Raw genomic sequence first — 11,883 nt, 5'->3', positions numbered from 1 at the left:
CCGGCGGCCGGGCGCGATGTCGCCGGGCGCGTTGCCGGAGACGTACACCGTCCGCGCCCTAAGCTGGCATGACTGTGCGTTCGACGAGGACACCGGGGGTAGCGATGGGGTTCACGGACACCAGGATCGACCACTTCGTGGACAAGGCGGTCGCGGCCGAGGAGAGGGGAGACCTGGAAAGTGCCCGGTTCTTCGCCTCCCTGGCGAACGCCAAGGCCCTGTCCGACATCTCCAGGGCCCTGCGCGGCCTGAACCTGGAACCGGTCGGACGGTTCACCGACGGCCAGGTCGACGACTAGGGCGTGCCCGCCGGACGCGCCCCGCCGGCGCGGCCCCGCACGGCGAGGGCCCCGAGGTCGGGCGGAAGACAGTCCCGGCCATGTGCACTGCATGTGCAACGCGTCCCCGACGGGGCTCTTCGACGTGGGCGCACAAAAGAGAGCGCCCGGCCTGTGGTTAGCAGGTCGGGCGCTCTTCTCCACTGTCTCAAGGTGGTGCACTCGGGAGGACTCGAACCCCCAACCTTCTGATCCGTAGTCAGATGCTCTATCCATTGAGCTACGAGTGCAGGTTGTTCAGTTGTGTGTCGCCCGGTTGGCCTGGCCTCCCTGGCGACGTCTCCGACTCTATCACGGTGCCGGAGGGCCTCGAACCGTTGTGTGCGTGTGTGACCCGTCATGCCGGTCCGTGTCCCCGGTCGCCCCGCGAGGGGCCGGCGGCCCCGGCGCGAGGCGCGTCGGGGCCGCCGGAACGGAAGGGTCGGGCGCCGGTGGTCAGCACCCTCCGCCGAGGACGACCCCGTCGACGCGGGAGACGCCGGCGTTGCGCTGTTCGCCCACGCGCCGGTTGACCTCCTCGGGGGCCACGGACTCGCCCTGCTGGTGGTACACCCAGTCGACGTCCTGCACGTAGGTGCTCGGGCCGCCGACGTGGCCGGTCATGTCGATGAACCACTGGTTGAAGTTGATCGACATCGGCGACGACGGGTAGTACTTGCCGCTGTGCTCGGCCACCAGGTGCGTGTCCACGTAGTAGCGGACCACGCCGTCCTCCACCTGGATCACCAGGTCGCGCCAGCCCTCGAAGGACCGGTTCACCACGTCGCTGACGTTGTCCGCCACCCAGGGATCGCGCTGGTAGGTGTGGTACGAGGTCAGGTACATGGCCTCCGCGGGGGCGCCCCATCCCGAGTTGGGCAGGTACTCGAAGTCGAGCTCGCTGTAGTCCGGGTCGTTGTCGTAGGCCAGCGGGGTGATCGTGTAGAAGGTCTGGAGCACGGTGTCGCCGTCCTGGCCGGAGACCGGGGCGTCGGCGAACTTGACCATGGCGGCGTAGGTGCCCTCGTGGAACTTCTCCTCGCCGAAGGTCAGCTCGGCCTGGCTCGTGCCCGCGGGGGTGCCGTCCGTGGTCGAGGTCAGGCGCAGGACGGAGTTGCCGCCCTCCTGGGCGAAGGAGACGTTGTCGGCGTCCCAGGAGGCGCCGGGCACGCCGGGGCCGCCGTCCCAGCTGCGCACGTTCCAGCCCTGTGCGCGCAGGGCCGGGTCGGTGTGGTCGCCGTAGTCGAAGTCGTCGAAGAACAGGCCGCACGGGGCGGACGTCGTGGACGTCCGGTCGGAGACGGTCTCCACCTGGACGGGGGAGCCCGTCGCGCAGGCCGCGAGGGGGAGTGTGACGGCGCAGGCCAGGGCGATGCCGCCGAAGCGGAGGGGGACGGGCACGGGGGGACTCCTCGGATTCGTGTGGAGGGACCGGACCGGGGGCGGCCCGGGACGGGCGGTCAGAACGGGGTCGGCGTCACGTCGAGGGACACCGGCGCGTGGTCCTGGATGTAGGAGGCGAAGCCGTGGGCCCCGCCGAGGAGCAGTCGTCGATCGGTCATGGGGGAGGCCTCACCGGAGGGGCTGTGGAGACGGGCCCAATCTGTCGATCGTGAATCCGCCGCGTCAACCCGGTACGGCGACCCTTTCGGAGGGTTTCCGTGTTGTCACTGGTGATGACGTCGCCATGTGGCCCATGTCATAGGGCGGTCGCACGGCTTTCGGTTTCCCGGATGAACGTTTTCCGACGGATGCGTGACCGGGGAGTATTACCTGGTGGGGGCGGGTGGCGAAGGGGCTTCGAGTTTCGCCCGCCGTGGAGAGCGCCATTTCTGTGGCTTTTGCTTTTCGGCGAGAGGAGGCGCGGAGGAGGGGCGCCCGGGACGCCGCCGAGGCCCGGGGGCGTCCGTCGGTCACGCCTCGGGGGCTCCGGGGAGCGGTCGGCCTCCGACGCCGGGTGGGTCGGTCCGCCCCGGACCTCCTCGGCGCCCGCACGTTCAGGGCCTCGGCCCGGAACCGGGAGCGTGCCACGCCCCGATAGTACGCATATGTACATGGAAGCCTTCGCCGGGTCGAAAATCCACGTGCCGGTCGCCCGGCCCGTGCCCGTGTGGGCGCTTCTCGTCCTCTCCCTGACGGGCGGGCTGATCCTCGGTGTGGCCACCATGTCCGCCCGGCTCCTGCTGCCCGGTGCGCCGGGGTGGATCGCGAACCCCGGGACGGTGTGCGCCGTGTGGGCGGCGGCCGCCTTCGCGGTGGGCGCGGTCGGCTGCGGGCACCGCTGGTGGACGTGCGCCCTCGCGGGAGGCCTCACCCAGGCGGGCGCGGTGGCCGGCTGCCACGTCGGCGCCGCGATCCTGCTGTGCGGCGGCCAGGTCCTCCACGCGCCCCTGGTGTGGGGAGCGGTCGGGCTGGTCCACGGACCGCTCCTCGGCGTCGCCGGGGCCTGGTGGTGCGGCAGCTCGGGCTGGTGGCGGGCGGGCGCGGGGGCCCTGCTCGGCGCCGCACCGGGGGCCGCGGGCGCCTTCGAGCTCCTCCACCGGGCGGACCTCCCGTCCGCGCCCGGCACGGTCTGGGCGCAGGTGCTGCTCGGGTTGGCGGCTCCCCTCCTCCTGCCGGGCGGCCGGGCGGACCGGCTGCGGTCGCTGGCGGTGCTCGCCGCGCTCGTCCCGCTGGGCGCGGGCCTCCACCTGCTGGCGGGTGCGGTGGCCGCCCCGGTGTGAGGGGCCCGGGCCGCGTCGACGCCCCCGGGCCGGGCGGCGTACCGCCCGGCCCCGGGGCGGCCGGTCAGGAGGAGACGGCCTCCTCGACGGAGGCCGCCCACAGGGAGACGGCCGTGTCGACCTGGTCGCCGTCGACGATCAGCGGCGGGATCATCCGCACGACGTTGCCCGCCGGGCCGCAGGTGAGCAGCAGGAGCCCGTTGCGCGAGGCCGCCTGCTGGGCGCGCAGCGCCGTCGCGGCGTCGGGCGAGCCGTCCGGGGCGGTGAACTCGTTGGCGAGCATCAGGCCCCGGCCGCGCACGTCGCCGATCACCTCGTTGGCCCCGGCCACCTTCTCCAGGCCCTGGCGCAGCCTCTCGCCCATGCGGGCGGAGTTCTCCACCAGGCCCTCCTCCTGGATCACGTCCAGGGTGGCGAGGGCGGCCGCGCAGGACACCGCGTTGCCCCCGTAGGTGCCGCCCTGGGAGCCGGGCCACGCCTTCTCCATGATCTGGGCGGGCGCCGCGATGGCCGACAGCGGGAACCCGCTGGCCAGCCCCTTTGCGGTGATGACGATGTCGGGGCGGATGCCCGAGGGCTCGTGGCCCCAGAACGTCCCGGTCCGGCCGAACCCGGTCTGCACCTCGTCGGCGACCAGCAGGAACCCGTGCTTGTCGGCGCGCTCACGCAGCCCCTGCAGGAACGCGTCCGGTACGGGCACGTAGCCGCCCTCGCCGAGCACGGGCTCGATGAACACCGCCGCCGTGTCCTGCGGGGAGGTCACCGTCGTGAACAGGTAGTCCAGCTCGCGCAGGGCGTGGGCGACCGCGTCGGACTCGGACAGGCCCAGCCGGTAGGCGTACGGGAAGGGGGACACGACCACGCCGGGCACCAGCGGGCCGATGCCGGCGCGGATCTTGACCCCGGACGTGGTCAGGGAGGCGGCCCCCATGGTGCGGCCGTGGAACGAGCCCTGGAAGACGACGGCGTTCTGCCGGCCGGTCGCCTGGCGGGCCAGCCGGAGCGCGGCCTCCACGGCCTCGCTGCCGGAGTTCACGTAGAACAGGCGGTCGACGCCCTCGGGCAGGACCTCGCCGAGGCGCTCGGTGAGTCGCAGCAGGGGGCGGTGCATCACGGTGGTGTACTGGCCGTGGATGAGGGTCGCCACCTGCTCCTGCGCGGCGGCGACGACCCGGGGGTGGCAGTGCCCGGTGCTGGTCACACCGATGCCCGCGGTGAAGTCGAGATAGCGGCGGTCGTCCTCGTCGTAGATGTAGACACCCTCTCCTCGCGCCGCGACTACGGGTGTCGCCTGCTTGAGGACCGGGGAGAGCTCCGCCATGCGTGGCCTCGATTCCGTGGTTCGGGTTCCGTAGGATTGTTGACAATCGACACTGCTATGGAAACATCCGTGCAGTGGCGGTGTCCAGTGGGCGCACGTCGGGCAGTTCTGACCACAGGCCGACCGAAACGGGTGGGCCCGTCGACCGGGGAGTAGTGAACATGTCGGACCAGGAAGCACGGGTCGTCGCGCAGGTGGACAAGAGGCTCTTCGTCGGAGGGGAGTGGCGCGACGCGGACTCCGGGGCCACCTTCGAGGTGGAGGACCCCTCGACCCGCGAGGTGCTCTGCGCGGTCGCGGACGCCGGGAAGGAGGACGCCCTCGCCGCGCTCGACGCGGCGCACCGGGCCCAGCCCTCCTGGGCGCGGACGGCTCCCAGGGAGCGCAGCGAGATCCTGTACCGGGCGTACGGGCTCCTCATGGAGCGCCAGGAGGACCTCGCCGTCCTGATGACCCTGGAGATGGGCAAGCCGCTGGCCGAGGCCAAGGGGGAGATCGCCTACGCGGCGGAGTTCTTCCGCTGGTTCGCGGAGGAGGCCGTCCGCATCGAGGGCGGGTTCTCCACGTCGCCGGACGGCAAGGCGCGCTTCCTCATCATGCGGCAGCCCGTCGGGCCCTGCATGCTCATCACCCCGTGGAACTTCCCCATGGCGATGGGCACGCGCAAGATCGGGCCCGCTATCGCGGCCGGGTGCACGATGGTCCTCAAGCCCGCCCACCAGACCCCCCTGTCGGCCCTCGCCCTCGCGGGCGTCCTGACCGAGGCCGGGCTGCCGGAGGGGGTTCTCAGCGTCCTGCCCACCACGGACCCCGGAGCGGTCACCGAGCCCCTGCTGGGCGACGGACGCATTCGCAAGCTCTCCTTCACGGGTTCGACCGCTGTGGGCAGGAAGCTCCTGGAGCAGAGCGCCGGACAGGTCCTGCGCACGTCCATGGAGCTGGGCGGCAACGCGCCCTTCCTCGTCTTCGACGACGCCGACCTGGACGCGGCCGTCGACGGGGCGATGCTCGCCAAGATGCGCAACATCGGTGAGGCGTGCACGGCCGCCAACCGCATCTACGCGCAGTCGGGGATCGCCGAGGAGTTCTCGGAGCGCCTCAGCGCCCGCATGGGTGCGCTGCGCATGGGGCGGGGGCTGGACGAGGGCGTCGAGGTGGGCCCGCTCATCGACGACAAGGCCCGCGACAAGGTGCAGCGCCTGGTGGACGACGCGGTCGGACGCGGTGCGAGCGTGCTGGTCGGCGGCGGCCCCGGCGACGGCCCCGGGCACTTCTACCGGCCGACCGTGCTCGCGAACGTCCCCTTCGCCAGCGAGCTGTCCACGACGGAGATCTTCGGACCGGTGGCCCCGGTGCTCACCTTCGAGACCGAGGAGGAGGCGGTACGGGCGGCCAACGACACCGAGTTCGGCCTGGTCAGCTACCTCTACACCCGGGACCTCAACCGGGCGCTGCGGGTCAGCGAGGCGTTGGAGACCGGCATGGTCGGCCTCAACCAGGGAGTGGTCTCCAACCCGGCGGCGCCCTTCGGCGGGGTGAAGCACTCCGGCCTGGGCCGCGAGGGCGGCCGCGTGGGCATCGACGAGTTCCTGGACACCAAGTACGTGGGCATCGGCGGGATCTGACCGGGCGGGGTCCCGCGTCCCACGCGGGGGCGCGGGGGTCCGCGCCCCGGGACCGGGGCCCGCAGGCCCCGGCCTAGACCCCGGCCCCCGGCGCGGCCTCCGGCGGCGACGGGAAACCGTCGTGGATGCGCTGGACCGTGTCCACCATGTGCGACTCGATCAGCGCGAGCAGCCGGTCCTCGGCGCCGTCGGCGATGGCGTCGAGGATGCGGTGGTGCTCCTCCAGGAGTTCGCCCGGCTCGGGGTAGACGTGCTGCATCACCGTCAGGCACATGCGGGTCTCCACCAGCAGGGTCTGCGACATGCGCTCCAGGCGGCTGTTGCCCGCACAGCTCACGAGGGTCTGGTGGAACGCCTGGTCCGCGTCGCTCATCGCGTTCCGGTCGCCCCCCGCGGCGGCCAGGGCGAGCCGTTCCACGGCCGGGGTGAGGCGGGCGACCGCCTCACCCCGGTTGCCCCGCATGATCAGCTCGCACGCGGTCCTCTCGACCGCCAGCCTGGCCACGTAGACGTCGCGGACGTCGGCCTGGGTGAGCTCCCGCACGAACAGGCCCCTGTGCCGTTCGCTGCGCAGCAGCCCCTCCTGGACGAGGCGCTGCATCGCCTCGCGCAGGGGGCCGCGGCTCACGCCCAGCTGCCCGGCCAGCTCCGCCTCGCCGAGCTGGTCCCCCGGGGCGAGGGAGCCGTACATGATCGCGGACCGGAGCTGGTCGGCGATCAGTTCGGCGGTGGAGCGACGTGGGACGGGGCTGAGTCGGCCAGGGGCGGGCATGGTCCGCCCTCCTCTCGAGAAACGGGACACAGGGGATGTTGTCGGGCGACGAGGTCGAGGCTAACGGGCCGGCAGGGCGCTCCTGACCGCACCGGCGCCCACCCGGAACAGGGTTCCGGGCCCGCTCGGCCGCACGGTGTCCGCCCCGGCGAGCCGGAGCCCCTCCCACACGCTCACCTGGTTGGCGGTGAGCACGGTCTTGCCGAGCAGCGCCTCCATGGGCTCGATGAGGTGGGCGCTGTGCAGGGCGGTGTCCGGCACCAGGACGGCGTCGGCCCGCGTGTGGTCGTTGGAGATGACGAAGTCCACGGCGTCGTCCGGGCCCAGCCGGCCGACCTCCGCGGCGGTCGCGATGCCGTGGCTGGCCAGGGAGAGCACCGTCACCCCGGCCTCCGTGAGGAACTCCACGAACCGCTGGGCGACGTCGTCGGGGTAGGTGGCGGCGATCGCCACCCTGGAGATCCGCAGCTGGCTCAGGGCGTGCACGAACGCGAAGGACGTGCTCGAGGACGGCACCCCGGCGGCCCGGCGCACCCCCTCGACCTGCTTCCCGGCGCCCTCCCAGCCGAAGACGAAGCTCCCGCTCGTGCACGCCCACACCGCGGAGTCCACCTCCATCGCGGCCAGTTCGCGGGCGCCCTCGGCGAGCACGTCCTCGCCGCCGACGTCGAGCAGGGCGTCCACGCGGTGCGCGTCCTCACGCATGAGGGTGTGCACCAGCGGCAGCTCGACGTCCCCTCCGAGCAGCTCCTCGAAGGCCTTGTAGTCGTCCTCGGCGCTGAATCCGGGATAGAGGAATCCGACGCGTGTCATGGGCTCTCCTTCCTGTGCGGTCGGCCCGGGCGTGTCATGCCGCGCTCGGCGCGGCCACGTCGATCAGGCTCTGTCCCCGGGCCACGGCCTGCCGGTTCGCGGCCTTCATCACCGCCCACATGGTCACCTGGTTGGCGGCGATCACCGGTTTGCCGAGCTCGCGTTCGAGCGGCGCGATGATGTCGTAGGTGAGCACGTTGGTGCAGCTGATGAAGACCGCCTGGGCGTCGGGGCGGTCCACCGCGTGCACCGCCTGGGACACCTCCTCGTAGGTGACCCTCCAGATGTGGCTGAGCAGGCCGAGGCCGATGCTGGAGGTCACCCCGACCGAGTGCTCGGCGAGGTAGGCCAGGAGCCGGTCGGTCACGCTGTCCACGTAGGGCGTGACGACGGCGATCCGGTCGGCCCCGAGCGCGTCGAGGGCCTGGATGAGGGCCCCGGAGGTGGTGACGGCGGCGGGCGCCCCGGCGTCCACCATGGTCCGGTGGAGGCGCCGCTGCCCCTCGGCCCCGTGCACGAAGCTCCCGGAGGCGCAGGCGTAGCCGATGGCCAGCGGTTCGGGGGCGAGCAGGGCCCTGACGGCCGGGTCGACGTTTTCCTCGCGGGACAGGGCCGCGGCCTGGTCGACCGTCACGGGCACGTGGACGTACGGCAGCCGTGTGACGTGCAGTGAGACGTCGTCCGGCGTCCAGCGCCACAGTTCGCGGTCGAGCGCGAAGTCGTAGGGCGCGATGACGCCGACCCCCGACTGCCATGGCGTCCGCGTGGTCGCGGCCAGTTCGACGACGCCGTGCTCCGCGCCGGTGCCGCTCGTGTGGTTCCCCTCGGTACGCATCGGTCACTCACCTCCCGGGATGTGTTGTCGTGTCTTCTCGGATGCGCGGGTCGCGCCGGGACGGGGGGCCGTGCGGCCCCGCGGGGCGCTCAGCGCTCCAGTCGTTCGTACAGGAGCCGTTCGCCGACGCTTCCGGAGCGCCAGACGTCGTTGCAGGCCTCGGCCATGGCGGGCAGGTTCTCGACGACGGTGGCGAACACGTTGCCGGGCACCCAGCCGACGTCGCCGTTGAGCAGGAGGTTGTTGCGGCCGTAGAACAGGGCGAGGTCGATGACGCCGGGCAGGTCGCCGATCCCCTTGTCCTCCTTGAACGCGCGGTCGAGCATGCCGCCGTCGAAGGAGAAGTAGACGATGTCGCCGGGGATCGGGGTGACGGTGGGGTTCTCCTGGCCGGGCTCGACCTCGGCGAACCTCGGCACCATCGTGTAGACCTCGTTGCGCGCGTACTTGGCGTGCTGGACGGCGTCTCCCTGGGGGAGGGCGTTCCACACGGCCTCGCAGGTGCGCGGCGCGTCCTCGTCGAGGAGCTCGGCCACGCAGGAGACCCCGCGGGCGGGCAGGGTGACGGTCATGTACCTGGGCAATGGGTGAGTCCCTTCGGCGTCTGCCCGGACCTTCGGCCGGGGACCGGCTGGAACACTCCGGACAACAGGACTGTTGATTGTCGACAATCTTACGATCAACAAGACCGGCGCGGCAATAGACCCGACTGGTGCGGATGGGGCATGCCTGGTCGGATGTGATGTGAGAGAGGCCGGTATCCGGTGGGAACGACCGCTTTGTGGATTGTTGACAATCCTATGTCAGCTCCCTAGCGTTTCCCGTGCAGGGCGATCCTCCCCACCGCAGAAGACCTCTCTGAACCATCGCCGCCGACCGGAGAGCGCACGCCCGTGAACAGTTCCGTCCCTTCCGCGCCCCACCGACCGAGGCTCCTCGTCCTGCACGGGGGCGTCCTGCCGCCCGGACACGCACGGGTGGACGGCGACCCGCGCCTGGAGGGGGTCGACTACGCCACCGCCGAGGAGCTCCCGGCCAAGCTGCCCGGAACGCGGGCGCTGCTCGTGTGGGACCTGTTCACGGAGGCACTCGCCTCCGCCTGGGCCGGGGCCGACTCCCTGGAGTGGGTCCACGCCGCGACCACCGGCGTGGACAACCTGATGTTCCCCGGCCTGGTCGACAGCGGCGTCGTGGTCACGAACTCGCGCGGGATCTTCGACGAGCACATCGCCGAGTACGTGCTCGGCCAGGTGATCGCCTTCGCCAAGGACTTCCACCGGACCTGGGACCTCCAGCGCGAGCACCGCTGGGAGCACCGCGAGACCGAGCGCGTGTCGGGCAGCCGCGCCCTCGTGGTCGGCACCGGCCCGATCGGCCGCCGCATCGCCCGCAAGCTCTCGGCGGTCGGCATGGAGGTGCGCGCCTCCGGCAGCCGCGCCCGCGAGGGCGATCCCGACTTCGGCGCCGTCGTCGAGTCCAGCCTGGCCGAGAGCGGCGCGGACGGCGGCCCCACCCTCCTGGGCGAGCTGCCCCGCGCCGACTACGTGGTGATCGCGGCGCCGCTCACCGACGCCACCCGGGACCTGGTCGACCGGCGCTTCCTGGAGCTGATGAAGCCCTCGGCCCGACTGCTCAACGTGGCGCGCGGCCCCATCGTGGTGGAGTCCGACCTCGCCGCGGCCCTCGACGCCGGGGTCATCGCCGGAGCCGCGCTGGACGTGTTCCGGCGCGAACCGCTCAAGGCGGTCTCCCCGCTCTGGGGACTGCCCGGCTCGGTCGTCTCGCCGCACATGTCCGGTGACGTCGTCGGCTGGCGCGACGACCTCATGGACCTGTTCCTCGACAACCTCGACCGCTACCTCGACGGACGAGAGCTGCTCAACGTCGTCGACAAGAGCCGTGGCTACGTGCCCGGCTGACCCGCATGTGGTGTGACTTGGGAGGCTGAAGTGACGATCCGTTCCGACCGGGCCGAGACCGACGACGCTGGAGCGGAATCCGGGGCTCCGGGGGGAGGGGCCTCGCACGCCCCCGGGCCGGCCGCCGCGCGCGGCGGCTCCCCGTCCCCGGCCGACCTGTCCGCCGAACAGCTCCTCGCGGCCTACGCCGCCGGAGAGCTCTCCCCGGTGGAGGCCGTCGACGCCGTCCTGGAGCGCATCGAGCGGGACAACCCGGCCCTCAACGCGTTCTGCCTCGTCAGGCCGGAGGAGGCGCGCGAGGCCGCCGCCGCGTCCGCGGAGCGGTGGCGCCGCGGACGGCCGGACGGGGCGCTGGACGGCGTGCCCACGTCGGTCAAGGACATCCACCTCACCCGGGGCTGGCCCACGCTCAAGGGGTCGGTCACCAGTCCCCAGGACGGGCCGTGGGAGGAGGACTCCCCGGTGGTCGCGCGCCTGCGTGAGAACGGGGCCGTGTTCGTCGGCAAGACGACCACCCCCGAACTCGCCTGGAAGGGCGTCACCGACAGCCCCCTCGCCGGGGTCACCCGCAACCCGTGGGACCTGTCCACCACCCCGGGCGGCTCCAGCGGCGGTTCCGCCGCCGCCGTCGCGGCGGGGATGGGGCCGCTGGCCACCGGCACGGACGGGGGCGGTTCGATCCGCATCCCGGCGAGCTTCAGCGGGATCTGCGGCATCAAGCCCACCTGGGGGCTGGTCCCCCACTACCCGGCCAGCCCGTTCGGGTCGCTCGCCCACACGGGCCCGATGGCCCGCACGGTGGGCGACACGGCGCTGATGCTGGAGGTCGTGTCCGGCTTCGACGCGCGCGACTGGATGGCGATGCCGACCCCGGAGCCCGGCCTGGGCGACGTGCGCCGCAGCACCGACCCCGGGGAGCTGGTGCGGGGCATGAGGATCGCGTACAGCCCCACCCTGGGCGGACTGGACGTGGACCCCGAGGTGGCGCGGGCGGTCGCCGGCGCCGCCGCGGTGTTCGAGTCGCTGGGCGCCCGGGTGGAGGAGGCCGACCCCGGCCTCCCCGGGTCCCTGGACGAGTTCCACGTGCTCTGGTACTCGGGGGCCGCGAAGGCCACGGAGAAGCTCACCGAACGGCAGCGCGACCTCCTCGACCCGGGGCTGCGCGGCATCATCGAGGAGGGCCTGACCTACTCGGCGCAGGACTACCTCACCGCGATGGCGCTGCGCATGGAGATGGGCGCGCGGATGGGGCGCTTCCACACCTCCTACGACCTCCTGATCACGCCGGCCACGCCGATCGCGGCGTTCGAGGCCGGCCTGGAGTCGCCGCCGCACCTGGCGGGGGAGCGGTGGACGTCCTGGGCGGGGTTCAGCTACCCGTTCAACATGACGCAGCAGCCCGCCGCGAGCGTGCCGTGCGGGTTCACGGGGGCAGGGCTGCCGGTGGGGCTCCAGGTGGTCGGACCCCGCCACGCCGACGCCCGCGTGCTGGCCGCCTGCCGCGCGTTCGAGCTCGCCCGGCCCTGGGCCGGCCGGAGGCCGTGAGCGCGCGCCCGGA

At 72.6% G+C, this 11,883-nt stretch carries 11 protein-coding genes and 1 tRNA gene; 5 read left to right on the top strand and 7 right to left on the bottom strand.

The window, feature by feature from the left end:
- Positions 1 to 104: 104 nt before the first annotated feature.
- Positions 105 to 299: a hypothetical protein gene (locus OUQ99_RS30785; protein WP_267947255.1), complete on the top strand. Its 195-nt coding sequence runs from the start codon at positions 105 to 107 to the stop codon at positions 297 to 299.
- Positions 300 to 492: 193 nt separating this feature from the next.
- Here OUQ99_RS30785 and OUQ99_RS30780 read toward each other — a convergent pair.
- Both OUQ99_RS30780 and OUQ99_RS30775 read right to left on the bottom strand, forming a co-directional pair.
- Positions 493 to 568 (bottom strand) — tRNA-Arg (locus OUQ99_RS30780).
- A gap of 205 nt (positions 569 to 773) precedes the next feature.
- Complete coding sequence (locus OUQ99_RS30775; RefSeq protein WP_267947254.1) at positions 774 to 1,718, bottom strand: glycoside hydrolase family 16 protein; 945 nt, start codon at positions 1,716 to 1,718, stop codon at positions 774 to 776.
- A 653-nt stretch (positions 1,719 to 2,371) separates the two neighbouring features.
- Here OUQ99_RS30775 and OUQ99_RS30770 point away from each other — a divergent pair.
- Positions 2,372 to 3,040 carry a DUF6518 family protein gene (locus OUQ99_RS30770; protein ID WP_267947253.1) on the top strand — a complete coding sequence of 223 codons (669 nt, stop codon included), beginning with the start codon at positions 2,372 to 2,374 and terminating at the stop codon, positions 3,038 to 3,040.
- Between the two features lie 64 nt (positions 3,041 to 3,104).
- On the opposite strand, the gene OUQ99_RS30765 is transcribed toward OUQ99_RS30770, so the two are convergent.
- Complete coding sequence (locus OUQ99_RS30765; protein WP_267947252.1) at positions 3,105 to 4,361, bottom strand: aspartate aminotransferase family protein; 1,257 nt, start codon at positions 4,359 to 4,361, stop codon at positions 3,105 to 3,107.
- Positions 4,362 to 4,522: 161 nt separating this feature from the next.
- Here OUQ99_RS30765 and OUQ99_RS30760 point away from each other — a divergent pair, with 161 nt between their 5' ends.
- Positions 4,523 to 5,986, top strand: coding sequence for an NAD-dependent succinate-semialdehyde dehydrogenase (locus OUQ99_RS30760; RefSeq protein WP_267947251.1), 1,464 nt, complete (start codon positions 4,523 to 4,525; stop codon positions 5,984 to 5,986).
- Between the two features lie 73 nt (positions 5,987 to 6,059).
- Here the strand turns inward: OUQ99_RS30760 and OUQ99_RS30755 are convergent, their stop codons facing one another.
- The 4 genes from OUQ99_RS30755 to OUQ99_RS30740 form a co-directional block, all read right to left on the bottom strand.
- Positions 6,060 to 6,758, bottom strand: coding sequence for a GntR family transcriptional regulator (locus tag OUQ99_RS30755; protein WP_267947250.1), 699 nt, complete (start codon positions 6,756 to 6,758; stop codon positions 6,060 to 6,062).
- 60 nt (positions 6,759 to 6,818) lie between these two features.
- On the bottom strand, positions 6,819 to 7,571 hold the full coding sequence (locus tag OUQ99_RS30750; protein WP_267947249.1) for a maleate cis-trans isomerase family protein: 753 nt from the start codon (positions 7,569 to 7,571) through the stop codon (positions 6,819 to 6,821).
- A 34-nt stretch (positions 7,572 to 7,605) separates the two neighbouring features.
- Positions 7,606 to 8,406: a maleate cis-trans isomerase family protein gene (locus OUQ99_RS30745; protein WP_267947248.1), complete on the bottom strand. Its 801-nt coding sequence runs from the start codon at positions 8,404 to 8,406 to the stop codon at positions 7,606 to 7,608.
- An 89-nt stretch (positions 8,407 to 8,495) separates the two neighbouring features.
- Entirely contained in the window at positions 8,496 to 8,978 is a 483-nt protein-coding gene (locus OUQ99_RS30740) for a DUF3830 family protein (protein WP_267950573.1), read from the bottom strand.
- A gap of 321 nt (positions 8,979 to 9,299) precedes the next feature.
- Here OUQ99_RS30740 and OUQ99_RS30735 point away from each other — a divergent pair, with 321 nt between their 5' ends.
- Both OUQ99_RS30735 and OUQ99_RS30730 read left to right on the top strand, forming a co-directional pair.
- Positions 9,300 to 10,325, top strand: coding sequence for a D-2-hydroxyacid dehydrogenase (locus OUQ99_RS30735; protein WP_267947247.1), 1,026 nt, complete (start codon positions 9,300 to 9,302; stop codon positions 10,323 to 10,325).
- A gap of 30 nt (positions 10,326 to 10,355) precedes the next feature.
- The gene (locus OUQ99_RS30730) at positions 10,356 to 11,870 is read left to right on the top strand and encodes an amidase (RefSeq protein WP_267947246.1); all 1,515 of its coding nucleotides are present in this window, start codon (positions 10,356 to 10,358) and stop codon (positions 11,868 to 11,870) included.
- Positions 11,871 to 11,883: the final 13 nt, after the last annotated feature.

Origin of the sequence: Streptomonospora nanhaiensis, assembly GCF_026642255.1 — a bacterium.
Lineage (GTDB): Bacteria > Actinomycetota > Actinomycetes > Streptosporangiales > Streptosporangiaceae > Nocardiopsis > Nocardiopsis tropica.
Note: the sequence above shows the minus strand (reverse complement) of the source record. Positions and strands in the feature narration are given on the sequence as shown.